Below are 26,859 nucleotides of genomic sequence, written 5' to 3' on the forward strand. Positions count from 1 at the left end.
TCTCTGGTCGTCTTGTCGTTTACGGCTCGGCCGCGACCTGCCAGGTCCCGGCGTCGACGGCACTGACAGCATGGCCCGCGACGTTGGCATCGCTGAGCGCTTCGATGTTGAGCGCCACGGTGTCGGCAGAGCGCAGGCGATCGGGCAGGTTGCGGATCAGCTGCGCAAATTTCTTCGCCTCGTCCTGGGCCTCGGCCATGCTGACCGCCTTGAAGCGGAACGCCGTTCCCGCCGAGGTCTGCGCGAGACGGCCGACATCGGCCGTGATCACGGTCGCGATCTTCGGGTAGCCGCCGGAGGTGCCGCGATCCATCATCAGCGCGATCGGCGCGCCGTTGCCGGGCACCTGGATGCTGCCGTTAACCGTGCCGTCGGAGACGATGTTGTGGCCGTGCAAATGTTTGATCGCGGGGCCCTCGAGCCGGTAGCCCATGCGATCGGAGGTCGCCGAGATCTTCCACTCGCTGTCGAGGAACAGCGCCTTGTTGGCGTCGTCGAACTCGTCGTCCTGCGGACCCAGCAGGACGCGGATCGGACCGCTCGACGGCTTCGGCAGTTCGATGCGCTGTTCCGGTGCACCGCTTGCGGCATCGACGCTGAATTCGTCGTCGGCCTGCAGCGGGCGCGGGTAGGGGCTGCCGAGACCGGCACGGGCGTTGACTGCGAGACTGCCGAACACCGGCTCGCCCTTGATCCCGCCTTCGATCGCCAGATAGGTGAACGCACCGCCGCGAGCAAAACCCAGCGTCAGCGTCTCGCCGTCCTTCAGCGTCACCGATGTGTCCGTGGCGACCGGACTGCCGGCGATGTCCGCATTGCGCGGCGCGCCTGAGATCGCGACGCGCACGGCACCGTCGCGCGCGGTGAACGCGGCGCCGAACGGGCCGACCTCGACAGCGGCTGCGAACGGTTCGTTGCCGACAAGCGTGTTCGCCGCCGCGAGCGACAGGCGGTCCATCGCTCCGCTGACCGTCAGGCCATAGCGTTGCGCGCCATGGCGTCCGCCGTCCTGGACCGAGCTTGCGGGCCCGATGCTGGCGATCACGAGCCGGCTCATGCCACCACCTGCTCGGCAATGATCTCGCCGGCCCCGGCAGCGCGGTCCTGTTCCTCGAATGTCTTGTGGTCGATCGCGAAAAACGTCACGCGATCGCCGGGTTCAGTGAGGAAGGTCGGATTGCGGTGGAGCTGATAGGTCCGCACCGGCGTGCGGCCGAGCAGGTGCCAGCCGCTCGGGGCCGCCAGGCACTGGATTCCGGCCTGGATGCCGCCGATCGAGATCGTGCCGGCAGGCGTCAGCAGCCGTGGATTCTGCCGCCGCGACATCTGCAGGGATTTGTCGAGGCCGCTGAGATAGGACCAGCCCGGCGTGAAGCCGATCATGGCAACCTTGTAGTCGCCGGCGACGTGGCGCGCGACGATGTCGTCGGGTGTGGTGTTCAGCGCCTTCGCGACGTCCTCGAGGTCGATGCCGTGCTCGCCGCCATAGGCGACGGGAATTCGCCATCGGCGGGCCTTGGTGGCCGGCGGCAGCGGCCGGCTGGCGAGCGCGAGCAGCTTTTCGCCAAGTTCATCGAAGCCGATCTTGCCGGGATCGTAATGCACCAGCAGCGAGCGATAGGTCGGCACGGACTCGGTGATGCCATCGATCGGACTCGCTGCGAGCGCCTTGTCGAGCGCCAGCACGCGCTGGTTGGCGTCGTCGTCGATGGTACGGCTGAACTCGACCGTGACGGCGCTGTCGCCACTGGGCAGCAGGCGGGGCGGGGGAAGCGTCGCGGACATGGGCTGTCGAAATCGGGCTTCTGGAGATACGCGGGCTCGGCCTTGAGCTCCGCTCGTCCCTGCTTCGCGTAAATGCGCCCGCAAGTCCAATAAATTAATGCAGGGGGAGGCGATAAACCCTTGTTATCGCGACGCATAACAGCGCTGCGGCCCTGCATGATTGGTAGCTTGTTGGCCCTTGACGCAAGGCCCGCACCCCGCAAGATGCGCGTTCTTTCCCGCCCATCCGGAGCTCGTCTGTTTCCATGTCGCTGTCCCCCGAAGCCCGCAAGACCCTCGCCGGCATCACCACTGCCACCATCACCACGGTCCTGCTGAAGAAGGGCCTGCGCAACATCTGGATGCGCGGCGCGCGTCCGCTGCGTCCGGGTCTGCCGCGCCTGGTGGGACCGGCCTTCACGCTGCGCTTCGTGCCGGCGCGGGAGGATCTGGCGACGCCGGAGTCATGGTCGTCGCCGATCTCGACCCGCACCGCGATCGAGGCAATGCCGGAGGGCTGCATCGCCGTGGTCGACGCCATGGGCATCACCGACGCCGGCATCTTTGGCGACATCCTATGCGCGCGCATGATGAAGCGCGGCGTCACCGCACTCGTCACCGACGGTGTCGTGCGTGACGTCGAGGGCGTGCTCGGCACCAACCTGCCGGTCTGGTGCGACGGCTATGCCGCGCCGCCGTCAGTCGCCGGTCTGACCTTCGTCGGCTGGGGCGAGCCGATCGGCTGCGGCGGCGTTGCGGTGTTCCCGAACGACATCGTTGTTGCCGACCAGGACGGCTGCGTGCTGATCCCGCAGGCGATGCTCGAACAAGTGCTCAACGAGGGTGTCGAGCAGGAGCGGATGGAAGCCTGGATCGTCAACGAGGTGAACAATGGCGCGGTGCTCCCGGGCCTCTATCCCATGAACGCCGAGACCAAGGCGCGCTACGCAGCAAGCAAGAAGTAATCGGGAAAGAAGCGAGGTAATCCCAATGGAGATCACTGTTGCAGGCACGCGGCTGACCCGCCGCGCGCCCAAGGAAAATTTCACCGGCACCGTCTGGCAGGACCCGGTGATCATGGCGCCCGCGCCGGCACGGCTGAACTGCTCGCGTGTCTCGTTCGAGCCTGGCGCACGCACCAACTGGCATCATCATCCGCTCGGGCAGACCCTCTACGTCATCTCCGGTGTCGGCCGCGTTCAGACCAAAGGCGGGCCCGTCAGGGAGATCCGTCCCGGCGACACCGTCTGGATTCCGCCGGGTGAGGTGCACTGGCACGGCGGATCGCCGACCAACGGCATGTGCCATATCGCCATGCAAGAAGCGCTCGACGGCGTCTATTCGACGTGGCTGGAGCCGGTGAGCGACGCGGAGTATGGGGCCGCGTTGGGCTAGCTCTCGTGCCCCGGACAAGACGCATCGCCCCGCGGCGATGCGTCGCCGATCCGGGGCCCAAAACTTTTGACGGCATCAGGACTGCTGAGTCCCGGCTCTGCGCAGCAACGCTTCTCGTCGCTGCTTGTCCGGGGCACGACACCTTACATCCGCTCGGCGGTCCACGTTCCCGTGCACATGCTGCCGCGCCACGTGCCGGAGCCGGAGGTGCCGCTGAGGCGGCCGAAGCCGACGGCGCGCTTGATGCCGGTGCTCAAGGTGACATTGATGCTGCCGGCATCCGCGACGCGGCCCGACGCCGTCACCATTGCGCTGCTCGAGGCGATCTGACCGTTGTTGATGCCGATGGCGACGGTCGAGCCGTTGCCGCAGGTCTCGCTCGATGACGAGATGCGGACATTCCATGCGCCGTCGAATGTGCTGGCGCTGGCCTGCGCGGCCGGCAACGCGATGACTATGATTGTGGCGAAGAGAGCCTTGCGAAATCCGTTCATGACACGCCCCTAGGGTTGATTATGCGGGGATCGTGTCACGGACGCGGAACCGGCGATGTGAGGGCTGTCACGCGCGCGACGGGCTCTGTGATGTCGCGCACATCCCGGAAAGCGAGGGGTAAAAGCAAAAGGGCCCGCATTGCGGGCCCTTTGTCTCGGTCAGAGTGTCGCGGGAAGTCAGTTCACCCGCGTCCAGGTCTGGCCGCCGCAGAACATGCCGCCGAAGGCGCAGCCCTGCACGCGCAGGCGATCGGTGCCCTTCAGCGCGATGGTTGAATCGTAGGTCGAGCCGGAGTTCGGATCGAGGATCCGGCCGGACCATTTTGGGTCCTTGTTCTGGTCCTTGCCGGGCTTCATGTTGATCAGAACCTGCTCGCCATTCTGGTTCGATTTCGAATCGACCGAGTAGCCGCAGAGATTGCTGCCGCATTGCTCGATGCGGACCTTGCCTTCCTTCTCCTCGGTGAGCCAGACGCCGAGCGGTGAATTGAGGTCGCGCGTGGCCGCGGTTGCGGGAGCCGGCGGCGCGACGGCGGCCGACTGAACGGGAGCAGGCGCCGGGACAGGAGGCGGAGATGGCGCCGGCGGCGCGACTCCCACCGTCGGGGCAGCACTTGGGGTCGGCTGAGGCGGCGGCACAAGCGCCTCTTCGGCCGGAGCCTTGTTAGCCGTGGTGGCCGGAGGCGCTGGCGGGGCAGGAGGCGCCACGGCCACGGGGGCTTGGACGGGAGCTTGGACAGGGGCCTGCTCGGCCGCCGGCGGCGCCGTGACAGGTGTTGGGGCCGGCGCCGGATCGGCAGGCGGCTGCGGATCAGCCTTGGCCTGTTGCGGTGCCTGCGGGTCCGCTTTGGGAGCCCCCTTGGCATCGTTCTTGGCTTTCTTCGCCTTGCCTTGGCCGGTGTTGTCGTAGACGCCGGGGATCTGCACCGTGCCGCGGTCGGGATCAATGCGGATGGTGCGCCCGCCATAGTCGAAGGTGTACTGCGCCTGCGCAGCGGTGCTCGCCAAAAGGAATGCGGCCGTGGCCAACAGCTTCCTCATTTCGCATCTCCTGAAACAGGTGGTCCCCGCACCGACGCTTACGCCCCGGTTCGATCGCAAAAAGTGATCTAGATCACTGTCACCGTATGAGTCGTGGCTTCTGCGTTTCGGGTTCAATAACACCGGAGCCGGTCCAAAGTTTGGCCGGCACAAGCGACAGGAGGACGCGGCCCTAATCGAACCAGGCGGCGTAGATCTTCTTGTAGCTGCCGTCCTGCATCGAAATATGCAGCCATTGATCGACGAAGGCCTTCAGCGCCATGTCGCGCTGGAGCCAATAGGCCTTCTCGGAAAAATCGAACGGCTTGTCGGGATGCACCGCGCAGAGCACGCCTTGATGCTGCTTCTGCTGGTAGCGCGTCTCCGAGGCGTCGGTCATCATCAGGTCGGCATTGCCCTTGGCGATCTCGTCGAAGATCACGGTATTGTCCGGGAAGACGGTGATGTCGGCGTCCTTGATGTTGGCACGCGCGAAGCGCTCGTTGGTGCCGCCGGGATTGACGATCACGCGGGTGCCCTTCTTGTCGATGTCGGTGATGCTCTGGTATTTGCCGACATCGGCACAGCGCGCGATCGGCGTCTTGCCCTCGCGCATGATCGGCGTGGAGAAGAAGCCCTTCTTCTGCCGGTCGAGCGTGACCGAGACGCCGCCCATGGCGATGTCGAACTGATCGGCCTCGAAATCCTTCATCAGCTTCGGCCAGGCCGTCGGCACGAATTCGACCTTGACGCCGAGCGCCTTGCCGAGTGCCTCCGCCATGTCGACATCGAAGCCACTGAATTGCTGCGTCGTCTTGTCGAGATAGGTGAAGGGCTTGTAGTCGCCGGTCATGCCGACGCGCAAAGTGCCGCGCTTGACTATCTCGTCGAGGCGGGACGGCGCCGTCTGCTGTGCGTGGGCCGAAAGGTTTGCCAGCAGGACCACGGCCAAAGTCGCCAGAATTCGAATGGTCATTCGAACGATCATCTCTTTTCCACCCATGTCCAAGCTGTCATTGTGCAGCTCTCGAGGCCTGTCTTGAGGCCTGGATTTAGACCAGATGCCCGTCTCTGGCGAGGCGGAATTGAAGGGAATTTTGAAGTGACGATCTCAATGTATGACGCCTCGGTCGGACTCTTCGTGCCGTATCTGCGCAACCTCTCCGCACTGCTCGACAAGGGCGTTGCCTATGCCGAGGCCCGGAAGTTCAACCCGGCCGTCCTGCTCGGCATGCGCATGGCGCCCGACATGTACGATCTGGCGCAACAGATCGGCGAGGCCTGTCGCCACGCCACGGTCGCCGCGGCCTTGCTCGCCGACCGCGAGCCGGTGGCGCTGCCGGTGCTGGAGCACGACATGGCCGGGCTCCAGGCCCGCATCGCGACGTCAATCGAGTTCATCGAAAGCCTGCCGCGCGCAGAGATCAATGCTGCGGCGGAGCGGAATGTCTTCTTCAGGCTGAAGAACGGGACCGAGTTGCCCTTCACCGGGCGGACGCTGCTGCTGACCTTCAGCGTTCCGCAGTTCTTCTTTCACGTCACGACCGCCTACGACCTGTTGCGGCACGCAGGCGTCGAGCTCGTGAAGAAGGATTATCTCGGACGACGATAAGCCGAACCGGCATCCACTTCGCGCGAGAGCGCGCTAGGCTTCGCCCTTGCGCTCGTAATCGGCGAGCGAACTGCGGCCGGCGATCTCGCTGCGCAGCTCTTCGAAGCGCCGATGCGCCTCGTCCTCATGCGCGTCGACGAAATGCACCGCGGCTTCGCCGGTCATCGGGCCGCTGACCACGGGCACGGACTGCTCGCCGATGGTCTCGTGGACGTAGAACTGGCCGTCATCGCCGCGATGGACCGTCCATTTCAGACGGATCGCCACCATCGGCCCGGGGCCGACCTTGCTGTAGCCGTCGGCGTCGGCGTGCTCCGGCACCAGCGGCTGCTCCTCGACCACCGGATGCTCGTCGACCATCGGGGGCTCGTCCGCGACCCCATGCTCACCAGCAACCACCATTTCGGTCACGGTGACGGTCTCGGTCTCGCGCACGGTCTCGGTTTCGCGCACGACGAGGACGGGTTCAGGGTGCTCCAGGATGCTGGCGATGGTCGCCAACGCGTGGTCGGTCGGGTCGATCTCTGACAAGGGTCCATCCTCCAGCTCGACGCGGCTGGCAAGTCTGTCCCACTGCCGCCGCGGCCGGACCTATTACGCGGGTTTGATTAAGGCTGAGTGAGGGCTCGATCTGCACCAAAATGGGACTCATTCTGGCGTTCCGAAGGCGGGGGCAGCCGCCCGCCCAGGAGAACCGCCTAGCCCAGAGATGCGCTCAGCCCAGGACATCCTGATTGATGATGTTCTGCCGAATGGGATCGCCGTCCAGCACACTCAGGATGTTGCGCGCGGTCTGCTCGCTCATCCGGCTCACCGCCTCGACCGTGACGCCGGCGACGTGGGGAGCCATGATGACGTTGGGCAGCGCGAACAGCGCGTTGCTGACCGGCGGCGGCTCGACCTCGAACACGTCGATGCCGGCACCGGCGAGCTTGCCCGAGACCAGCGCGTCGTACAGCGCCGCTTCCTTCACGATGCCGCCGCGTGCGGTGTTGATGAGGTAGGATTTCGGCTTCATCCGGCCGATCCGCGCCGCATCGAACAGGCCGACGGTCTCCGGCGTCTTCGGGCAGTGGATGGTGACGAAATCGGCGTGAGGCAGCGCGGCATCGAGGTCGGCGACCGGCTCGCAGCCTGCTGCCTTGATCTCTGCGGCTGCCTTGTAGGGATCATAGACCTGCACATTCATGTCCATCGCCAGGCAGCGCTTGGCGGTGCGGGTGCCGATGCGGCCGAAGCCGATGATGAGGACGGTCTTGCCGTAGAGATCGAACGGCAGCATGCCGAGACGGTCCGCCCATTTGCCGTCTTTCACGCAGGCGTGCATCTCCTGCGCGCGTTTTGCCAGTGTCAGCATCATGAACAGCGCCTGTTCGGCGACCGAGGGCGAGTTCGCGCTGCCGGCGACCATCAGCGGCACCTTGCGGCGGGAGAGGGCGGGGACGTCGACGGCGTCGTAACCGACGCCGATCCGGGTCACCACCTTCATGTCCTTCGAGGCTTCGAGCTCGGTCTCGCCGAAAGCGGTGGCGCCGAGCGCCACGCCATGGACCGGCGCGTGGCTCTTCAGCAAGGCCTCGAAATCCCTGGCGGAGATCAGGTTCGGAAACTCGATGAGCTCGATATCATCTCGCTGGGTGAGGAGGGCGCGCGCCCCTTGCGACAAAGTTTGCGTGACAAAGATTTTCTTCTTGTTGGTCGACATCGTCCCTACCTGCGCGAGTTTCTTGGCCGGCCGTCACAAGACGGCGCCGGTCGCCTCGTTTAGCAGGTGCATATTGTTGAGGTCCATCGCCAAACGTATGGGTGCTCCGTCCTTGGCGCCCGCATTGGGATCGACACGGCCGCAGACGGGCGTGCCTTCCAGTCCGAAATAGACCAGCGTCTCCATTCCCATCGGCTCGGTGACATCAAGCACGGTGTCGAAGGTCTCGACACCCGGCTCGAGATGCGCATGCGATTCCGTGAGATGTTCGGGACGGATGCCGAGCAACAGGTTTTCAGATCGGGGCAGCGCGCTGTAACGGGCGGCGCGGGCCGGCGGCAACGGGAATGAGATGCGATCCGTCAGGCGGACGTTGAGCTTGCCGCCAACGTCCTCGAGACGGCACGGAATGAAGTTCATCGCCGGCGAGCCAATGAAGCCCGCGACGAAGCGCGTCGCCGGCTTGTGGTAGAGCTCGTTCGGGGTGCCGATCTGCTCGATCCGACCCTTGTTCATCACCACGACGCGATCAGCCAGCGTCATCGCCTCGACCTGGTCGTGGGTGACGTAGACCGTCGTGGTGCGCACTTTCTGGTGCACCTTCTTGATCTCGATCCGCATCTGCACGCGCAGCTTGGCGTCGAGATTGGACAGCGGTTCGTCGAACAGGAAGACCTTTGGGTTGCGCACGATGGCCCGCCCCATGGCGACGCGCTGGCGCTGGCCGCCGGAGAGCTGCTTCGGCTTGCGGTCGATCAGGTCGGTGATGTCGAGGAGGCGGGCGGCTTCCGTCACCCGCGCCTTGATCTCGGCCTTGGGATAGTGCTTGAGCCGCAGCCCGAACGACATGTTCTCCGCGACCGTCATATGCGGGTAGAGCGCGTAGTTCTGGAACACCATCGCGATGTCGCGATCCTTCGGCGGCACGTCGTTGACGACGTCCCCGCCGATCATGATGTCGCCGTCGGTGATGTCCTCGAGTCCCGCGATCATCCGCAAGGTCGTCGACTTGCCGCAGCCGGAGGGGCCGACGAGCACGATGAACTCATGGTCTGAGATGTCGAGATCGATGCCGCGCACCGCCTCGACGTCGTCGTACCGCTTGACCACCTTCCGCAACGCAACCTCAGCCATAAGACATCAACCCTTTGTCGCGCCGGCGGTCAGGCCGGCAATGTAATAGTCCATCAGGAAGGCGTAGATGACCAGCGGCGGGGCAGCGCCAAGCAGCGCGCCGGTCATGATCTGCCCCCAGTTGAAGACGTCGCCCTTGATCAGCGTGGTGGTGATGCCGACCGGCAGCACGAGCTGGTCGATGGATGTCGTGAACACCAGCGGATAGAGGAACTGCGCCCAGGACACGGTGAAGGCGAAGATGGTCGCTGCGATCAGGCCAGGGAGGGCAACCGGAATGAAAATCCGCGTCAGGGTCTGGAGCCAGGAGGCGCCGTCGATGAGAGCCGCCTCGTCCAGCTCCTTCGGGATCGAGGCGAAATAACCGATCATGATCCAGGTGCAGAACGGCACGGTCAGCGTCGGATAGATGAACACCAGCACGTACCAGCGGTTGAGAAGGGTGATGCCGGTGACGTCCTGGACCACCGCGAGCATCTTGAACAAGGGAATGAACAGGAGGCTGTCCGGGATCAGATAGGTGAGAAAGACCCCGGTCGCGAGCGTCGCCGAGCCCCAGAACTTCATCCGCGCCAATGCAAACGCCGCCGGAATGCTGATCAGCATCGTCACGATCACGACCACGATCGAGATCATCGACGAATTCCAGAAGAATCGCAGGAACTGGTTCGAGGTCAATAGCTCCACATAGTTCGACAGCGTCGGATGAAATACCCACCACGGATTGGTGGCGGCCGAGATCTCCGCGCTGCTCTTGAGCGAGGTGATCAGCATGTAGATCGGCGGGATCAGGAAGAAGATCGCAAACAGCACCAGGAAAAAGTAGGACCAGCGCAGCGCCCAGGTGCGGTCGCGGCTCATGCTTCGAAGCTTGACCTTGCGTGTCGGTCCGGCCTTGTCGATTGCGAGCGTGCTCATCAGGCTTCGTTCCCACGTTTGTTGACATCGCGCAGGATGAAGACCGCTGCGACGGCGAGGATCGGCACCATGAACAGCGAGACGCAGGCGCCGAGCGGAATGTCGCTGCTCTGGATGCCGACCTGGAACGCCCAGGTGGCGAACAAATGCGTCCGGTCCAGCGGACCGCCGGAGGTGAGGATGCGCACGATGTCGAAATTGGCGAAAGTGACGATCAGCGAGAACAGCGTGGTGATGGCGATGATGTTGCGCATCATCGGCAGGGTGATGTGCCAGATCTTCTGCCACCAATTGGCGCCGTCGATCGCTGCGGCTTCGTAGAGCTGGTCGGGTACGGATTTCAAGGCGGCCAGGTACATGATCAGGAAGAACGGCGCGCCGTACCAGACGTTGACGAGGATGACGGAGAAACGCGCCCAGAAGGTGTCACCGAGCCACGGGATCGGACCGATGCCGAAGAACGACAGCGTATAGTTGAAGGCGCTGTAGGAGGGATCGAACAGCCACAGCCATGCCAGCGTGCTCATCGCCGGTGGGATCACCCAAGGCACCAGCAGCATGCCGCGCCATTTACGTTGCTTCTTGCCGGGAATGTTGTGGACGAAATGCGCGACGATGAAGCCGATCAGCGCCTTGAAGACCACGGCGGTAATCGCAAAAATGCAGGACTGTCTCACCACCATCCAGAACGTTTCGCGCTTGAACAGGAAGGTGAAGTTGCTGAGACCGACGAACTTCGTCATCGCCTTGTTCAGCGTCGCCAGGTAGACCGAATAGAAGGCGGGATAGAGCACGAGCAGGGCGATCAGGAGGATCAGCGGCAGCGTCAGGAAGAACGCGACGGTCGATTTCCGTCCCATTGCATTGCGCAGGCTCGCCCGTTTGCGCGGGCTCGCAGCTCGAGCGGGACGGCCTTGCTCAACGACGACATCGGCCATGACGTTAGCCTCTTTTGCAGGACACGTAGCAGGACATGTAGGACGGCGAAGCCGGCGCAGCCGTCGGCTTCATTCGGCAAGCGGATCGAGCGAGTGTGCCTCGGCGGCTCACGCGCGAAGCGTGAACCGCCATGGCACATACCCGGCTCAGGTTCGCATGAAGCCTTCGCACTCGCCTTCGGCCCAGGCGAGCGCGGTTTCCAACTTCTCTCCTTGCGCAAAGCGCAGCGCCATCTTGGTCAGCGTCGCCTGGAAGTAGATCTGCTGGGCGATCTTCGGCGGCGCCGGAGACGCGGCGATCGACATCGTCTGCTGCTTGTAGGGATCCGGATAGTGGAAGAGCGTGCCCTTCGGCGGCCCTTCCTCGGCCCAGGTCTTGAACTTCGTCATGTTCGCGTAGGCCGGCAGATCGTACCCGCCGCTCGCCGCGACGAACTTCTCGATCGCCGCCGGCGAGGACAGGTGAACAAGCAAGCTCTTGGCCGCTTCCTTGTTTTTGCCAAAGGCCCAGACGCCCCAGAAGTACGGCAGGAAGGGCGCAAAACGTCCCTTCGGACCGGACGGGAAGCCGTGCGTCCAGCACTGTTCGGCGACTTGCGGTGCGTCGCGCTTGGCGACCGCCCAGGCACTCGGCGGATTCAGGATCATCGCCCCGCGGCCCGAGATCAGCCATTTGTTGTTGGAGGCATCGTCCCAGGACGGCGCGTCGGTGGGCAGGACGGCGATCAGCTTCTTGTAGAATTCGAGCGCCTGCCGCACTGCATCGGTCTTGACGGTGATATCGCCCTTGGCGTTGACGAGCTCGGCGCCGAACGACTGGAAGATCGCGCCGGCGGTGTCGACGCTGTCGGTGGTCTCGCCGAGACCGATGCCGAAGGGGAAGCCGGCCTTGTGGCAGGCCTCGGCCGCCTTCAGGAACGTCTCCATGGTCCAGTTGTCTGCTTTTGGCGGAGCGCCGACTGGATACATCTCCTGCACGTCGATGCCGGCGTGTTTCTTCATGAGATCTATGCGGGAGCAGGGGCCCTTGATCTGGCTTCCCGGCGTCGCGGGCACTGCGAGCCATTTGCCGCCCGACCGCCCGAGATATTTGACGGTGTCGTTCACCTCGCCGTTCTGCTTGATGAGCGGCTCCATGACGTCGTTGAGCGGTTCGAGATTCTCGGAATAGGCGTGCGGCCACCAGCTCGGCATCTGGAGAATGTCGTGACCGGACTTGGCCTGGGCTTCGGCCGCTGCCGTCAGCTCGATCTTCTTGTTGTTGCTGGTGATGTAGTCGATCGAGACTTCGACCTTCTCCTTCTCGCCCCATTCCTTGACGAGCGCGGTGGAGGCATCGTTGGCGCCGGGCACCCAGTGGTCCCAGAAGCCGATCGAGAGCTTGCCGGCGGCGTAAGCGCCTCGGACATAGGGCGCCGTGATCAGCGCCGCGGAGGACATTGCAGTGGCAGCCACAAATTGACGTCGCGTCAGTGTCTTGCGTGACATCTCGTTTCCTCGCTTGGGTGTTTTATTGTTCTGGCGTTCCTCTGAACTCTTCCGAGTTCTGCTTTTGATTTTCTTTTCGAAAGTTTCTTGTTCGACGTTTCTTGTTGATGCCGTCGGCTTCGAAGGCAAATTGGTAGCGCGATCAGATCATGATTGATTGCGTCTGTCGAGAAAACCGAACGGCTTGCGCCTAGAACTAACGTTGTGTCCGGGAACGCGGCAGCGCCCTCGACCTCATGCGCGGACCATGAACCACGGCCGGTTGTTTTGCGACGCACACTTGGCGCTGGCGCGCCCGACCGACATGTGCGCAATTACGCCGCAGTTTCCAAGGAGCCTGCATAAGCACCTCGCGGCAAACACTTTTCGGGCGTGGATAGCATTTGTCGGCGCCTAGACCTCGAAGCGGTGAAAACGATAGAGTTGCAGCTGGCGGGTGGTTCTCATCCCCAAGAGCCTAATCAGATCGAGATGGAGACCAGAATGATCAACCCGGCGCCGCCCGCGCGGCTTTACCTGCGACGATGGTTCGCGCTGGGGTCCGTTTTCGTGTTGCTGCTCGGCGCAGCCGCGGTGGCGAATGCTCAAGGCCTGGTCAAAGGGGTTCAGGAAGGAGCGGCGGCCGGGAACAAGGCGGCGGGTCCGGTCGGCGGTGTGCTCGGCGGCGCGATCGGCGGTGTGGTCGGTGTGTTCACCGGCGTGCTCGGCGTTGGCAATAATGGCAATCAGGCGCCTGCCGCCAGAGATCCGAGCAAGGATGCAAGCAAGGATGCGGCCAAGGACGCCAAGCAGGGCGCCGGCAAGGACAAAGATGCCAAGAGCGCCAAGGCGGGCAAGGGCGCCAAGGCGAGCAAGGAGGCGAAGAACGCGCCGCAGGACAAGGATGTCACGGTCCTCACCCAGACCGGCGCGCCGCAATTGACCGCCGACCAGATCGTCACCAACAGCGACTCCTATATCGAGCGGATCAAGACCGAGCTGAACCTCACGCCCGAGCAGGAGAAGCACTGGTACGGTTTCTCGAGCGCCATGCACTACCTCGGGCATAACGGTGCCGAGCGGCTCAACCTGCGGGTTGCGCGCGCCAAGCGGGATCCTCCCGACGACATCGTCGAGCAGATGCGCAACGAGGCCCAATTCCTGATCGACCGCGCTGCCGACCAGCGCAATGTCGCCGACGCCGCCGAGCCCCTCTATTCGAGCCTCGATGACAAACAAAAGCAGGTGTTCGTGCAGGAGATGGTGCGGCTCAGCCACGAACGAGGATTGGATTGATCAAGTGGAATCGGATCGGGCGCGTCGAATTAACGGACCCCGCCACGAATTCGTGAATGCTCTTCGCAATTCGGTTATGATTAGCTTGGGAAGCTGATGGGCGGGGTTGATATGGCGGACGGACTCTCCGTTTTCCTGGTCGAAGACGAGACGTTGATCCGGATGATGATGACGGACATGGTGGAGGAACTCGGCCACCACGTCATCGCGGAAGCGGATAATGTTCGGGACGCCAGCGCTTTCGCCATGACCGCGCAGTACGATCTTGCGATCCTCGACATCAATCTCAAGGGCCTCTACGTCGATCCGGTCGCCGATCTGATCGAGCGTCGCGGGAAGCCGTTTTTGTTCGCCACGGGCTACGGTCCGGAGCTGCTGCCGTCCTTGCTCAGGCGCCGGCCGATCCTGCGCAAGCCGATTTCGATCGATCAGCTCAAGGCGATGATCGATTCGATGTTTCCGGAAGCGGCAGCGAAGACGCCGAACTGAGACCAAAATGAAAATGGCCGCCCATCAGGGGCGGCCATTTCGCGACGGAATTCGTCGCGGCTTCACATCAGGCCGGCGCCGAGATCGATGCCGCGCGCCATCAGGCCGAACGAGGCGACCAGGCCCGTGCAGCAAAACAGCAAGATGGTCTTGAACGAAGAAAACGAAGAATCGGCCAAACGCGTTTCGCTGGTGGCCGGCATCGCGGCGATCGAAATCATGCTCATGTTCATTCCCCCCTTTGTTGCCCCTGAATTGGATCAGGTGGGGAACTCCTAGAGCAAAAAGTTTGACGCGAGCTTTCGAGGGATCGTTAACGAAATCGCAATCGATACCGCATTTTCGGGCACTGGAGTGCGATCACGCGTTTCAGTGGCGCCCGTTCTTCAGCACCGTGGCGATGGTGTGGGCCGTCATGGCGGCGCGGTCCGAAGCGCGCTGGGCTGCGAGGCGGTCACGCGCCTTTTCCTCGATCAAGAGCTCGATCAGGGCCAGCCGCTTGCCCTCGTCGTCCGCCTCGAGCAGCAGGCGGTGATAGCGGTGATAGTCGAAACCCAGATCCTGCTTACGCATGTCACGCCCCCGCAACTACGCCACGCACAAGCTAGGATTGTTTCTCATCCGGGACGTGCGCGCAAGCACGATCCCGCGTCGCGCGCGCGTGCCGCGCAATCAGCTGTGCATGACTGGAACCCGCGGACGGAGGCGCGCGCCGTTTAAGGCTGGTTGTGCTCCGCGAACATCGTCAGGCCGAGGAAACTCGCATCAGGTTTCGTGACCAGTCTGGTCGGGATGTCGCGCAGATAGTCCTGGAAGCGTCCCTTGGCTTCGAAGCGCGCCCGGAATGCGGAGGCTGCGAGGAAGTCAGGAAAGCGCGGCACGATTCCGCCGGCGATATAAACGCCGCCGCGTGCGCCGAAGGTCACCGCGAGATTGCCCGCGACCGAGCCGAGGATGGCGCAAAACATCTCCAGCGTCTTGCGGCTGAGCTCGCAACTGCCTTCCAGGGCGGCCTTCGTGATGGCGGCAGCATCGCGATGCGGCACCTGAGCGCCTTCCACCTCGGCCAGCGCCTCGTACAGGCTTTGCAGGCCCGAACCGGACAACGCGCCACGCTCGATGGAGACATGGCCGAGGCGTCGGCGCATGCACGCGATCACGCGTTCCTCGCGCTCGTCCTCCGCCGGCAGGGTCGCGTGGCCTGCCTCGGTGACGACGGCCAGCCGTGAGCCGTGGCGCTCGACCAGGCAGGACACGCCAAAGCCGGTTCCAGGGCCAACCACCAGCAACGGCTCTCCGGGAAGGCCATCCTGTCCGCCGAGCGGGATCAGGTCGGCGGGCTGCAGGGCGGGCAGGGACCAGGCCACCACCTCGAAATCGTTAAGAACATGGACGCTGTCGAAGCCGAGGGCCGGCTGAAGCTCGTTGCCGTCGATGACCCATGGGCTGTTGGTCATGACGCAGCGGTTGTTGGTCACCGGTCCTGCGACGGCCAGCACGGCCCTTGGGGGCGGTTGGCCGTGGCAGCGACGCGCGAGAACATCGGCAATGGCTTCCCGGACGGTCGGGAAGTCTGCCACTTTGACGTAGTCGATCGGTCCGGTCTGATCGCCCTGACTGAGCGCGAAGCGCGCATTGGTGCCGCCGATATCGGCGAGAAGAATCTGTCCTGTCTTGCCGATGGTCATGTGCGTATGGCTGCCGCAGCCTTTCCGGCTGCGGGAACCGCTTCCTCCGCTCTATCCGATCGCAAGACGCGAACGGCTGTCAGAATCCGTCCCCGGGTGGATCTAGTCAACACGCATCAGCCCAAACCGTTGCATCCCGGGACCGACGGGGCGCATTCGCGCAGATCGCCGCACCTTCTCGTTGGTTGCGAAGCAGCCCGGGAAGATCGACACTGCAGACGTGCCTTCGGCGCCGCTCGCGCGGATGGCCTGGAATGGACCTTGCGATGAAGATTTCCGACCGCGACGTGCTGCTGGTCATCGACGTGCAGAACGATTTTTGCACGGGCGGGGCGCTCGCCGTGCCCGGCGGCGAGAAGGTCGTCCCCGCCATCAATCGGATCGCCCAAAAATTCGCCAATGTGGTGCTGACCCAGGACTGGCATCCCCGCGATCATGTCTCCTTTGCGCCGAACCATGCGGGCAAACAGCCGTTCCAGACCATCGTGCTCGACTACGGCGTCCAGGTGCTGTGGCCGAGCCATTGCGTGCAGGGCACCGCAGGCGCCGAATTTCATCGCGATCTCGACGTCACCCGCGCAAATCTGGTGGTGCGGAAGGGATTTCGGCGCGGCATCGATTCCTATTCGGCGCTGTTCGAGAACGACAGGACAACGCCGACCGGCCTGCTCGGATATTTGCGCGAACGCGAGTTGAACACCGTCTTCGTCGCCGGCCTCGCGTTCGACTTCTGCGTTCGCTTCTCGGCGGACGATGCCCGCAAGGCCGGGTTCGAGGTCGCCGTCATCGAGGACGCCTGCCGCGGCATCGATCTCGACGGCTCGGTGGCCGCGACCCATCAGAGTTTTCGCGAGCGCGGTATTTCGCTCGTCAGCTTCGAGGCCTTCCTGTGAGGACCGTGGGATAGCCATGGCGGAGAAGACCGGCAAACAGCTGCGCGCACCGGAGCCGGTCCCGGATGACCCGCTGCTGTGGCCGTTCGCTGCGGCGCGGATTGCCATGGACGCCTGCTTTGGATGGCTCGAGCGCGGCCCGTCGGAGCTGGCCGACAGCAGCCTGCCTTGGACCACGCCCAACTCCGTCGCGCTGGAGCTTGCGACCATGCGCCTGCGTAATTGCGCGCGGACGGGGGCCGGCCAGCCGGCACTGGTCTGCGCGCCCTATGCGCTGCACCGGGCCCTGATCGCCGACTTCGCGCCCGGCCACAGCGTTGTGCAGTCCCTGCAAAATGGCGGCATCGACCGGGTCTATCTCACCGACTGGCGCTCGGCCGCACCCGACATGCGCTATCTCTCGATCGACAGCTATCTCGGTGATCTCAACGTCGCCATCGACGAAATCGGCGCGCCGGTCGATCTCGTCGGCCTGTGCCAGGGTGGCTGGCTCTCGCTGCTCTATGCGGCGCGCTTTCCCGCCAAGGTGCGGCGGCTGGTACTGGCTGGCGCGCCCGTCGACCTCTCCATTGACTCCAGGCTGTCGCAGCTCGCCCGCAACGCGCCGGAGATGGTCTACGACCAGCTCGTCGCCCGCGGCGGCGGCAATGTCAGCGGCGAAGAGATGCTGCGGCTCTGGTCGAAGGCACCGAGCCGCGACGACATCGCGACGGCGCTGCAGAGCGACCTCTCCGGCGAGGACGGTGCGGCGCTGCTGGCACGCTTCGAGCGCTGGAATGCCGAGCCCCTCAATCTGCCCGGCACCTACTATCTCGAGATCGTCAACTGGATTTTCCGGGAGAACCGGATCGCGCGCGGCCAGTTCACGGCACTCGGCCGCGGGATTGATCTGAAGGACGTCAAGGCGCCGGTCTTCCTTTTGGCCGGACTCGATGACGACGTCGTGCCGGCTGCGCAGGCGCTCGCCACCGCCGGCTTGCTCGGCACACCGCCGGCGTTCATTGCGGCGGCCTCCCAGCCCAGCAACCATCTTGGCCTGTTCATGGGCGCGCGGACCCACGCCCATGCCTGGCCCCGGATCGCCGAGTGGCTGCGCGACGATCTGCCCGGCATGCTGGCGCGCAGAGCCTGAGACTGCCTCAAGGGCACGGCCGGGCAGCGAAGCTGCAAATCCGTTATGCATGCCGTTGAATGGCCTGCACGGGGCCATGTCGATGGGTTAAATGGAGTCCAGAGCCGGCGGAGGCCGGTCGCGACGAGACAAAGGGACTGTGCTCGATGAGTTTCCACTCGATCTATGCCCACGGATTTGCGCGCGTGGCGGCCTGCGTCACCACCTCTCATGTGGCTGATCCCACGGCCAACGCAGCTGCGGTTCTGGCGGCGGCGAAGGACTGCCACGCGCAGTCGGTGGCGGTTGCCGTGTTCCCCGAGCTCTGCCTGTCCGGCTATGCAATCGAAGATCTCGTGAAGCAGGATCCGCTGCTCGATGCGGTCGAGCGCGGGCTTGTGGCCATCGTCGAGGCATCCTCGTCCCTGATGACCGTCCTGATCGTTGGCGCGCCGCTGCGCTTTGGCAATCGGATCTACAATTGCGCGGTCGTCATCCATCGCGGCAAGATCCTCGGCGTGGTGCCCAAGAGCTACCTGCCGACCTATCGCGAATTCTACGAGGGGCGGCATTTCGCCTCCGGCGCCGGCATCGTCGGAGAGATGGTCGCCTTTGGCGGGCTGCATGCCCCGTTCGGCGTCGACCTCCTGTTCGCAGCCGAGGACGTTCCGGGCCTGACCATCGGCGTCGAGATCTGCGAGGACATGTGGATCCCGGTAACGCCGGCCTCCGAGCTCGCGCTTGCGGGCGCGAGCGTGCTGATCAATCTCTCGGGCAGCCCGATCACGATCGGCCGCGCCCGCTCGCGCGCGCTCTTGTGCCAATCGACGTCGGCCCGCTGCCTCGCGGCTTACGTCTATTCCGCGGCCGGGGCAGGAGAATCGACCACGGATTTGGCCTGGGACGGCCAGACCTCGATCTACGAGAACGGCGTGCTGCTGGCCGAGGGCGAGCGGTTCCGCCAGGGCGGCCAGATCACGCTGGCCGACGTCGATCTCGACCTGCTCAGGCAGGAACGCGCGCTGATGGGTACGTTCGACGACAATCGCCGGCAGCGCGAAGCCTTCTTCCGAAAAGTCGGCTTCGCCCTGAAGGCGCCGGCCGCCGATATCGGCTTCCTGCGCAAGGTCGAGCGCTTTCCGTTCGTGCCGAGCGACGAGAGCCTGCTCGAGCAGGACTGCTATGAGGCCTACAACGTTCAGGTCGCGGGCCTCGTCCAGCGCATGCGTGCGACCGGTACCAAGCGCGTCGTTATCGGCGTCTCGGGCGGACTCGATTCCACCCATGCTTTGATCGTCGCCGCTAAGGCCGTCGACCTTCTTGGCCTGCCGCGAGAGAACATTCTCGCCTACACCATGCCGGGCTTTGCCACCGGCAGCGACAGCAAGACCAATGCGCTGGCGCTGATGAAGGCGTTGCAGACGAGTTGGCAGGAGCTCGACATTCGCACCACGGCGACGCAGATGTTGAAGGACATCGGCCATCCCTTCGGCAAGGGCGAGAAGGTCTATGACGTCACATTCGAGAATGTGCAGGCGGGTCTGCGCACGGACTATCTGTTCCGGCTCGCCAACCATCATGGCGGCCTCGTGATTGGCACCGGCGATCTCTCCGAACTCGCGCTGGGCTGGTGCACCTATGGCGTCGGCGATCAGATGGCGCACTATAACGTCAACGCCGGGGTGCCGAAGACGCTGATCCAGCATCTGATCCGCTGGGTGATTGCCTCCAAGCAGTTCACCGACGACGTCAACCAAACGCTTGGATCGATCCTGTCGGCCGAAATCTCGCCGGAGCTGGTTCCGGCTGAGCCCGGCGAGAAGCCGCAGAGCACGGAAGCTTCGGTCGGCCCCTACGAGCTCCAGGATTTCAACCTGTTCTACACGCTGCGGTTCGGCATGCGGCCGTCCAAGATCGCCTTTATGGCGCTGCAGGCCTGGAAAGACGTTGCCCAGGGCGAGTGGCCGCCGGCATTTCCGACCGACAAGCGCAAGGCCTACGATCTCAAGGAAATACGCCGCTGGCTGGAGGTGTTCTTGCGCCGCTTCTTCGCTTTCAGCCAGTTCAAGCGCTCGGCGATGCCGAACGGACCCAAGGTTTCGGCCGGCGGCTCGTTGTCGCCGCGCGGCGACTGGCGTGCGCCGTCGGATTCGAGCGCTGCGGCGTGGCTTGAAGATCTCGAGCGGAATGTGCCGGTTTGAACGGGAGATGAGCGATGTCGGCCGGCGATGGGCTCGAGCAGGGCGGCAACCCACAGAAGGTCCTCAACGGCCTCTACATCTTTGAGATCGAGATGCGCGACGGCAAGCGCGGCCAGGCCAAAGGCGTCGTCGTGCTCTGCGATGGCCGCATCATGGGCGGCGACAGCTATTTCTACTACACCGGCAGCTACACCTTCCGGAACGGGAAATGGCGTGGCGACATGACCGTCAATCAGCACACCGAGGCCGTCGGCAAGCCGCTCGCGTTCGGCGGCAGGGAAGTGACCTGCGGCTTTTCCGGCGACTATTCCGCCGACGGCGCCGAAGTCGAAGGCATGGCGCTGGTTGGCAAGACCAGCGTGACATTCACGGCGCGGCTCACGCTGAAGGACCCGATGTGAGACCCGCGTGATCAGCCCTCGTTCCTGATCAGGAACCTTCGCACCCACAGAACGTTCGCGTCTGTTGTTGCGAATTTTCCAGGAGAGGGACCATGCGCAAGCACTTGATGTTATCGACCGCGGCTATCGGACTGATGCTTGCTTCCGGCTTCGCCTACGCCCAGGCGCCCGGTGAGCGAAGGGACGAGCCGAGACGGACCGAGGAGCCGGCGAAAGGTGCCGGGCCGCAACGCGGCGGCGCCCAAGAACGGGTTCAAGAGCGCGCGCAGGGCGCCCAGGAGCGATTGCAGGGTGCGGGCCGCGAGGAGAAGGGCGGCGCTGCCAAGCAGGACGCGAGTGACGACAAGCGCCAGCCGGCCAGTTCTGCCGAGCGCAACCAGCCGAAGTCGAAGGATCAGGCCCAGGAATCTCGTGAGCCTTCGCGCGATCGCAACCGTGAGGCGGAGAGCCCGAAACCGGGACGCGACGGCAAGAACAGCGCCGAGACGAAGCAGGACAAGTCCGCGCCGCAGAAATCAACGGCCGAGTCCGAGAAGTCCAAGTCCGGCACGTCTGGCCAGCAGAACGAGCGCACGGGAGCTGCGGCCAACCAGAACGAGCGCAACCAGACCCAGCCGCCGCGCAACGCGGCCGAGCAGCAGCAGCCGGCGCAACAGAACAACCGACCGGCCACAGCGACCGACACGAACCGGACGGCCCCGACCAACAATGCGCAGACCGCGCCTGCCACTTCAGGCACGCAGACCAATCAAGCCAATCAGACGCCCCAGACCAACACGCAGGCCAATCAGCAGACTCAGGTGACGTCCGAGAAGCAGGTGCGGATCTCCGAAACGGTGAGCCGCGCACGCCTGGCGGAGCCGGAGCGTAATCTGAACATCTCGATCCGGGTCGGTGAAACCATTCCCTCGCGCGTGCGCCTCCACAGGCTTCCGCCCGAGATCGTCGCGATCGAGCCCGAGTATCGGGACTACGAATATTTTTCGACGGGCGACGACGTCGTCATTGTGGAGCCGCGGACGCATCGCATCGTCAGCCAGGTGCCCCGCGACCCCTCACGAGCCCGCGCCCAGATGAGCGGCGGCACCTCATCGAGCATGGCGGCCGCCGGGGGCAGCAATGTGAACTGCCAGATCATGCGGCGTGACGCCTCGGGTAATGTGGCCCAGGCAGAACCCTCGACCGTGGGCTCGAGCGCGCGAACGGACTCCCTGAGCGTGACTGTCCAGATGCCCGGCGGCGGCTCATCCGCGCCGATCGCCCTCGGCGCTCCCGCGGGCAACATCGTGGTCGCGACGCAAGGGCAGGGCGACTGCACGGTGACGATCGAGCCGCAGACACGCTAGCGCCGTGTCGGCATAACGACGCCAAAACGACTTCGCGCCGCACGGCTGATCAAGCCGGCGGCGCGAAATCACGTTCAAACTAGAAAGTCCCGAGGTCCGGAGTGCCTAGGAGTCCGGACCTCGTAACCTTGCCCCAGCCTTTGATCCCCCCGCCCCATGTGGTCCCCCAACCCCGTGGTGCGCGATCAGAGGGTGATGCCCTTGGAAGGCCGCCGATCGATGTCCCGCGATGTACGCGACATCGGAATAGGATTCCATTCCGGATCACTACGGATTTCATCGCGCTTGAATTTTCGCGGTGCATGCGCCTGCACGCGCGGTTGCCTGAAACCAATGCAAGCGCGCGAGCGCATGTGGCCCTGATCATGCCGGCACCGGCGACCACCATCGTCGTGACCACGCTGCCGGTCTCCGTGATCGGCGACTGGCTCGATCCCGAACTGCAATAATTCCGTCATGGCCGGGCTTGTCCCGGCCATCCACGACCTTTCCGCATCAAGAACGTGGATGCCCGGGACAAGCCCGGGCATGACGGCTGAGACCGCCGGTGCCCACGCGCCGGGAGCAGGGGAGCCCTGTCCGGCCCAAGTTCCCGTTGCGCGCGTTCCCCCCGTGCGCTATCCGGCCGGAAAGGCCTGAGGCGGCTTCGAAAATTTGCCCCGCCCTGCCAGCCAAACCGAGGACGGAAACCGCCATGCCAGCCTATCGCTCCCGCACCACCACCCACGGCCGCAACATGGCGGGCGCCCGCGGCCTCTGGCGCGCGACGGGCATGAAGGACGGCGATTTCGGCAAGCCGATCATCGCGGTCGTCAACTCCTTCACCCAGTTCGTGCCCGGCCACGTCCATCTCAAGGACCTCGGCCAGCTCGTCGCCCGCGAGATCGAGCAGGCCGGCGGCGTGGCGAAAGAGTTCAACACCATCGCGGTCGACGACGGCATCGCCATGGGCCATGACGGCATGCTCTACAGCCTGCCGTCGCGCGAGCTGATCGCCGACAGCGTCGAGTACATGGTCAATGCCCATTGCGCCGACGGCATGGTCTGCATCTCCAACTGCGACAAGATCACCCCCGGCATGCTGATGGCGGCGCTGCGGCTCAACATCCCTGCCGTGTTCGTCTCGGGCGGACCGATGGAGGCAGGCAAGGTCACCCTGCAGGGCAAGACCAAGGCGGTCGACCTGATCGATGCCATGGTCGCAGCCGCCGATTCCAAGGTCAGCGACGAGGACGTCAAGGTGATCGAGCGCTCGGCGTGCCCGACCTGCGGCTCGTGCTCGGGCATGTTCACGGCCAATTCGATGAACTGCCTCACGGAAGCCCTTGGCCTTGCGCTCCCCGGCAACGGCACGGTGGTCGCAACCCACGCCGATCGCAAACGCCTGTTCGTCGAGGCCGGCCACACCATCGTCGATATCGTGCGCCGCCACTACGAGCAGGACGACGCTAGCGTGCTGCCGCGCAATGTCGCGAACTTCAAGGCGTTCGAGAACGCGATGACGCTGGACATCGCGATGGGCGGCTCGACCAACACGGTGCTGCATCTGCTCGCGGCCGCCCATGAAGGCGAGGTCGAGTTCACCATGCGCGACATCGACCGGCTATCGCGCCGCGTGCCTGTCCTTTGCAAGGTCGCGCCGTCGGTCGCCGACGTGCATGTCGAGGACGTGCATCGCGCCGGCGGCATCATGGGCATCCTGGGCGAGCTCGACCGCGCCGGCCTGATCGACACGTCGGTCTCGACCGTGCACGCGCCGAACATGGGCGACGCGCTGGAGCGCTGGGACATCAAGCGCTCCAGGAGCGAGTCTGTCCGCACCTTCTTCCGGGCGTCGCCCGGCGGCATCCCGACCCAGGTCGCCTTCAGCCAGGAGCGCCGCTACGACGAGCTCGATACCGACCGCGAGAAGGGCGTGGTCCGCAACCTCGAGCACGCCTTCAGCAAGGACGGCGGCCTCGCCGTGCTCTACGGCAATCTCGCGCAGGACGGCTGCATTGTGAAGACCGCCGGCGTCGACGCCTCGATCCTGATATTCTCAGGCCCCGCCCGCGTATTCGAAAGCCAGGACGCCGCCGTGGAAGGCATTCTGGGCGGCAAGGTCGTTGCCGGCGAGGTCGTGGTGATCATCTATGAAGGCCCGCGCGGCGGTCCCGGCATGCAGGAGATGCTGTATCCGACCAGCTATCTGAAATCGATGGGCCTCGGCAAAGCCTGCGCGCTCGTCACCGACGGACGCTTCTCGGGCGGCTCGTCGGGCCTGTCGATCGGCCATCTGTCGCCGGAAGCGGCCGAAGGCGGCAACATCGGTCTGGTCAGGACCGGCGATCGCATCGCCATCGACATCCCGAACCGCAGCATCACGCTGGAGGTCTCCGACGAGGAGCTCGCCAGGCGCCGCGCCGCGGAAGAGGCGAAGGGCGATGCCGCATGGCAGGCGATCGGCCGCAAGCGCAACGTCTCGACCGCGCTTCAGGCCTACGCCGCGCTCACCACCAGCGCCGCGCGCGGCGCGGTGCGCGAGGTGAAGCGGCGCTCGAAGTAAGTGCGTCACGTGCGGGTGTGATCGCAAGCATCACGCATCGCGCATGGTCAACAAGTTCTGAACGGCCGGCGCAAGCCGGCCGTTTGCATTAAGGATGCCCCGATGAACTTCGGCAGCTCAGAATTTTGCGGCGTATACTGCCATCGATCTTCGCAAATCCGTTTCGGGCAATTGGGGCACCACAATAATGTCTCGCACTCTCGCTGTCGTTTTCTCAACAGTCGTCGCTGCGATTTCAATGACCGGCGCGGCTTCCGCCGGCTGCTACAATTGCTACACGCCGCCGCCGTGCACGACCTGCTACCAGCAGCAATACGTGCAGCCGCAATACCGCACCGTCGACGAGACCGTGATGGTGTCGCCCGGCTCCGTCGTGGCGCACCGCGCACCGGCGCAGTACCGCACCGTGATGGTGCCGCAGACCGTGATGGTGGCGCCGCCGAGCGTCCAGTACGAGCGCATCCCGCCGCAATACGCCACGCGCCAGCGCGTCGAGATGGTCCAGCCGGGCTATTCCTATTACGCCCCGGTGCAGATGAACTGTGCCTCCTGCGGGAACTGAGCCAAGCTAGCTTACGAAGAATTCAAGCGGCGCTCCCAACGGGGGTGCCGCTTTTCTTTGCAGCCAGCAAACGAGGCCCGGAAACGGAGGCGACTCCAAACCGGGCCTCGCAACCGGCGACGCCCTGGGAGATGTCGCCAGTGTCCGGGATCGCCGAGAGGGCATAGGGTAAGGGAACAGGCTGACGCTCGCCTGACAGATCCGATGCCGGGGAAGGGGCGGGCGCCAACTTCGCGTTGCCATGCGCCGTCGACTGCGTTAAGCGACAGCAATTCCGAACTTGGAAGGGTGGCCGAGTGGTTTAAGGCACCGGTCTTGAAAACCGGCGTGCCCGCAAGGGTACCGTGGGTTCGAATCCCACCCCTTCCGCCAGTATATTGTTCTCCTCTGTTCGCAGTCGTTCGAACTCCACAGCAAAATCAGTGACTTGCGCCGAACCGCTGTACTTCGCAGTTCGCCGGGGTTCATCCTAGTCAGGTCGCTGACCGTAGATTTTGACCGTGGGTTCGGAGGACGGTTTTCCTGGGGGAACAATGGCTGGAAGGCTCAAACCATTCGACGTCGATCGCCAAACCAAGCCCGGCAAATACGCCGATGGCGGTGGGCTTTACTTGATCGTTACAGGACCAACATCGAAAAGTTGGTCGTACCGATTCTGGAAAGATGGCAAGGAGCGCTGGCACGGGCTCGGCTCCTTAAAAGATGTGTCGCTAAAGGATGCGCGGCTGGCACGCGATGCAGCGCGGCTGCGCGTGAAGGGCGATCGCAGCACCGCCGGCGTAGACATTGTGCAGGAGAGGCGGCAGGCGCGCGAAGAGGCGAAAGCCGTCGAGGCCAAGGTCGTCTTGCCGACGTTCGAGGAATGCGCGGAGGTCTACATCCGGACGAACTGGTCGACCTGGAGCGAGAAGCATCGCGACCAATGGCCTTCTTCTCTCAAGCGCTACGCTTATCCGACCATAGGGAAGCTGACGATCCCGGAGATCAAGCCAAGCCACATCCACGATCTGCTCAAGCCGATCTGGTTGGAGAAGCGCGAGACTGCGAACCGGGTCCGGGGTCGGATTGAAACGATCATCGCGAAGAACGTCGATATCGACGACCCGGACTTCCGCAACCCGGCCGAGCTAACGAGGCAGTTGCGCGAAAAGCTGCCAAAGCGCCCCAAGCGGGTCGTCCGCCATCATCCAGCTTTGCCTTATACTGAGGCGCCAGCGTTCATGAAACTCCTTGCCGGCGCGCCCGGGATTGCTGCCGCAATGCTGCGCTTCCTGATCTTCACAGCTTGCCGCACGAACGAGGCGGTTGAAGCGCATTGGTTGGAGATCGATCGCCCAAGCGCGACCTGGAAGATCCCTGGCGAGCGAATGAAAATGGATCAAGACCATTACGTTCCGTTGACCGATCCCGCGTTGGCAGTCTTCGACGAGATGCGAGACGGACGTCAAGGCGAACTTATCTTCACCAATCCCGAGGGTGGAGCATTCTCCGAAAACGCGATGCTCGCGGTACTTGATCGTCTCGGCTACGGGCATGTGACAGTGCACGGTTTCCGGTCGACCTTCGCAACTTGGGCTGAGGAATGCACCGACTATCCGGACGGGGTACGCGAGGCCGCGCTGGCTCACAAATACAAAAGTGAAACCACTGCAGCCTATCAGCGAGGCCAGAAGTTGGAGAAGCGCCGGGCGTTAATGAAGGACTGGGCCGCATTCCTGAGCGGCGCCAGCGTGGCCGATTTGGATGACCGGAGAACAGCGTAGGGCGTCCGGTCTACCCCAAGGAGCCGACTTAGCAAAGCGCTCGCCAAATGGTCGGCTAAGGGCCCAAGAGCCGACGTTAGCGAGCGCGTTGCTAGGACTAGTTCGGGTTCTGGCTTT

Annotated in this window: 27 protein-coding genes, 1 tRNA gene and 1 pseudogene; 15 read left to right on the plus strand and 14 right to left on the minus strand. The window is 64.2% G+C overall.

The features are described 5' to 3' along the window. Positions 1-19: 19 nt before the first annotated feature. Both IVB07_RS19220 and pxpB read right to left on the minus strand, forming a co-directional pair. Complete coding sequence (locus tag IVB07_RS19220) at positions 20-1,057, minus strand: biotin-dependent carboxyltransferase family protein (RefSeq protein WP_247767776.1); 1,038 nt, start codon at positions 1,055-1,057, stop codon at positions 20-22. Beyond that, positions 1,054-1,785: a 5-oxoprolinase subunit PxpB gene (gene pxpB / locus IVB07_RS19225; RefSeq protein WP_018457911.1), complete on the minus strand. Its 732-nt coding sequence runs from the start codon at positions 1,783-1,785 to the stop codon at positions 1,054-1,056. The genes IVB07_RS19220 and pxpB overlap by 4 nt, the downstream gene beginning before the upstream one ends. 245 nt (positions 1,786-2,030) lie before the next feature. Between pxpB and IVB07_RS19230 the strand changes: the two genes are divergently transcribed. Both IVB07_RS19230 and IVB07_RS19235 read left to right on the plus strand, forming a co-directional pair. Then, on the plus strand, positions 2,031-2,729 hold the full coding sequence (locus IVB07_RS19230; RefSeq protein ID WP_018457910.1) for a ribonuclease activity regulator RraA: 699 nt from the start codon (positions 2,031-2,033) through the stop codon (positions 2,727-2,729). Between the two features lie 25 nt (positions 2,730-2,754). Then, the gene (locus IVB07_RS19235; RefSeq protein WP_018457909.1) at positions 2,755-3,159 is read left to right on the plus strand and encodes a cupin domain-containing protein; all 405 of its coding nucleotides are present in this window, start codon (positions 2,755-2,757) and stop codon (positions 3,157-3,159) included. 143 nt (positions 3,160-3,302) lie between these two features. On the opposite strand, the gene IVB07_RS19240 is transcribed toward IVB07_RS19235, so the two are convergent. The 3 genes from IVB07_RS19240 to IVB07_RS19250 all read right to left on the minus strand — a co-directional run bounded on the left by IVB07_RS19240 (position 3,303) and on the right by IVB07_RS19250 (position 5,649). Further along, positions 3,303-3,653 carry a hypothetical protein gene (locus IVB07_RS19240; protein ID WP_007590916.1) on the minus strand — a complete coding sequence of 117 codons (351 nt, stop codon included), beginning with the start codon at positions 3,651-3,653 and terminating at the stop codon, positions 3,303-3,305. A 177-nt stretch (positions 3,654-3,830) separates the two neighbouring features. After that, positions 3,831-4,694, minus strand: a complete 864-nt coding sequence (locus IVB07_RS19245; RefSeq protein WP_018457908.1) for a DUF2147 domain-containing protein — start codon at positions 4,692-4,694, stop codon at positions 3,831-3,833. A gap of 172 nt (positions 4,695-4,866) precedes the next feature. Beyond that, positions 4,867-5,649 carry a transporter substrate-binding domain-containing protein gene (locus tag IVB07_RS19250; protein WP_018457907.1) on the minus strand — a complete coding sequence of 261 codons (783 nt, stop codon included), beginning with the start codon at positions 5,647-5,649 and terminating at the stop codon, positions 4,867-4,869. A 138-nt stretch (positions 5,650-5,787) separates the two neighbouring features. Between IVB07_RS19250 and IVB07_RS19255 the strand changes: the two genes are divergently transcribed. After that, complete coding sequence (locus IVB07_RS19255) at positions 5,788-6,285, plus strand: DUF1993 domain-containing protein (protein WP_018457906.1); 498 nt, start codon at positions 5,788-5,790, stop codon at positions 6,283-6,285. 33 nt (positions 6,286-6,318) lie between these two features. Here IVB07_RS19255 and IVB07_RS19260 read toward each other — a convergent pair whose 3' ends face one another. The 6 genes from IVB07_RS19260 to IVB07_RS19285 form a co-directional block, all read right to left on the minus strand. Continuing rightward, positions 6,319-6,816 carry a hypothetical protein gene (locus tag IVB07_RS19260; RefSeq protein ID WP_026233461.1) on the minus strand — a complete coding sequence of 166 codons (498 nt, stop codon included), beginning with the start codon at positions 6,814-6,816 and terminating at the stop codon, positions 6,319-6,321. A 184-nt stretch (positions 6,817-7,000) separates the two neighbouring features. Then, entirely contained in the window at positions 7,001-7,990 is a 990-nt protein-coding gene (locus IVB07_RS19265; RefSeq protein WP_018457904.1) for a hydroxyacid dehydrogenase, read from the minus strand. 33 nt (positions 7,991-8,023) lie between these two features. Next, positions 8,024-9,124: a sn-glycerol-3-phosphate ABC transporter ATP-binding protein UgpC gene (gene ugpC, locus IVB07_RS19270; protein ID WP_018457903.1), complete on the minus strand. Its 1,101-nt coding sequence runs from the start codon at positions 9,122-9,124 to the stop codon at positions 8,024-8,026. Between the two features lie 6 nt (positions 9,125-9,130). Then, the gene (locus tag IVB07_RS19275) at positions 9,131-10,042 is read right to left on the minus strand and encodes a carbohydrate ABC transporter permease (RefSeq protein WP_018457902.1); all 912 of its coding nucleotides are present in this window, start codon (positions 10,040-10,042) and stop codon (positions 9,131-9,133) included. Continuing rightward, positions 10,042-10,980 carry a sugar ABC transporter permease gene (locus tag IVB07_RS19280; protein WP_007590928.1) on the minus strand — a complete coding sequence of 313 codons (939 nt, stop codon included), beginning with the start codon at positions 10,978-10,980 and terminating at the stop codon, positions 10,042-10,044. Before IVB07_RS19280 ends, IVB07_RS19275 begins: the two co-directional genes overlap by 1 nt. A 147-nt stretch (positions 10,981-11,127) precedes the next feature. Beyond that, entirely contained in the window at positions 11,128-12,468 is a 1,341-nt protein-coding gene (locus IVB07_RS19285; RefSeq protein ID WP_026233460.1) for an extracellular solute-binding protein, read from the minus strand. A 483-nt stretch (positions 12,469-12,951) separates the two neighbouring features. Between IVB07_RS19285 and IVB07_RS19290 the strand changes: the two genes are divergently transcribed. Further along, positions 12,952-13,743 (plus strand): Spy/CpxP family protein refolding chaperone, encoded by a 792-nt coding sequence (locus tag IVB07_RS19290; protein ID WP_018457899.1) that lies wholly within the window; start codon positions 12,952-12,954, stop codon positions 13,741-13,743. A gap of 111 nt (positions 13,744-13,854) precedes the next feature. After that, entirely contained in the window at positions 13,855-14,232 is a 378-nt protein-coding gene (locus IVB07_RS19295; RefSeq protein WP_026233459.1) for a response regulator, read from the plus strand. Between the two features lie 62 nt (positions 14,233-14,294). Here the strand turns inward: IVB07_RS19295 and IVB07_RS19300 are convergent, their stop codons facing one another. From IVB07_RS19300 to glk, 3 genes are all read right to left on the minus strand, one after another. After that, entirely contained in the window at positions 14,295-14,459 is a 165-nt protein-coding gene (locus IVB07_RS19300; protein WP_162847220.1) for a hypothetical protein, read from the minus strand. A 142-nt stretch (positions 14,460-14,601) separates the two neighbouring features. Further along, positions 14,602-14,805 (minus strand): hypothetical protein, encoded by a 204-nt coding sequence (locus tag IVB07_RS19305; protein WP_018457896.1) that lies wholly within the window; start codon positions 14,803-14,805, stop codon positions 14,602-14,604. 143 nt (positions 14,806-14,948) lie between these two features. Beyond that, on the minus strand, positions 14,949-15,920 hold the full coding sequence (gene glk / locus IVB07_RS19310) for a glucokinase (protein WP_018457895.1): 972 nt from the start codon (positions 15,918-15,920) through the stop codon (positions 14,949-14,951). 254 nt (positions 15,921-16,174) lie between these two features. On the opposite strand from glk, the gene pncA reads away from it, so the two are divergent. From pncA to IVB07_RS19360, 10 genes and pseudogenes are all read left to right on the plus strand, one after another. After that, entirely contained in the window at positions 16,175-16,813 is a 639-nt protein-coding gene (gene pncA / locus IVB07_RS19315) for a bifunctional nicotinamidase/pyrazinamidase (protein WP_018457894.1), read from the plus strand. Positions 16,814-16,829: 16 nt separating this feature from the next. Beyond that, a complete protein-coding gene (locus tag IVB07_RS19320; RefSeq protein ID WP_018457893.1) occupies positions 16,830-17,945 on the plus strand; it encodes an alpha/beta fold hydrolase in 1,116 nt (371 codons plus the stop codon). Between the two features lie 146 nt (positions 17,946-18,091). Next, complete coding sequence (locus IVB07_RS19325) at positions 18,092-20,125, plus strand: NAD(+) synthase (protein WP_018457892.1); 2,034 nt, start codon at positions 18,092-18,094, stop codon at positions 20,123-20,125. A gap of 14 nt (positions 20,126-20,139) precedes the next feature. Next, positions 20,140-20,526: a GrlR family regulatory protein gene (locus IVB07_RS19330; protein ID WP_018457891.1), complete on the plus strand. Its 387-nt coding sequence runs from the start codon at positions 20,140-20,142 to the stop codon at positions 20,524-20,526. 92 nt (positions 20,527-20,618) lie between these two features. Then, positions 20,619-21,872 carry a DUF1236 domain-containing protein gene (locus IVB07_RS19335; RefSeq protein WP_247767777.1) on the plus strand — a complete coding sequence of 418 codons (1,254 nt, stop codon included), beginning with the start codon at positions 20,619-20,621 and terminating at the stop codon, positions 21,870-21,872. A 362-nt stretch (positions 21,873-22,234) separates the two neighbouring features. Beyond that, positions 22,235-22,321, plus strand: a pseudogene (locus IVB07_RS19340) (ABC transporter permease); the annotation flags it as partial. 245 nt (positions 22,322-22,566) lie between these two features. After that, positions 22,567-24,417, plus strand: coding sequence for a dihydroxy-acid dehydratase (ilvD, locus tag IVB07_RS19345; RefSeq protein WP_018457888.1), 1,851 nt, complete (start codon positions 22,567-22,569; stop codon positions 24,415-24,417). Between the two features lie 238 nt (positions 24,418-24,655). Further along, the gene (locus IVB07_RS19350) at positions 24,656-24,979 is read left to right on the plus strand and encodes a hypothetical protein (protein ID WP_018457887.1); all 324 of its coding nucleotides are present in this window, start codon (positions 24,656-24,658) and stop codon (positions 24,977-24,979) included. 282 nt (positions 24,980-25,261) lie between these two features. Then, positions 25,262-25,351, plus strand: a tRNA-Ser gene (locus IVB07_RS19355). Between the two features lie 161 nt (positions 25,352-25,512). Further along, positions 25,513-26,742: an integrase arm-type DNA-binding domain-containing protein gene (locus IVB07_RS19360; RefSeq protein ID WP_247338840.1), complete on the plus strand. Its 1,230-nt coding sequence runs from the start codon at positions 25,513-25,515 to the stop codon at positions 26,740-26,742. The last annotated feature ends 117 nt before the right edge of the window (positions 26,743-26,859 follow it).

This window comes from Bradyrhizobium sp. 172, assembly GCF_023101065.1.
GTDB classification, from domain to species: Bacteria; Pseudomonadota; Alphaproteobacteria; order Rhizobiales; family Xanthobacteraceae; genus Bradyrhizobium; species Bradyrhizobium canariense_D.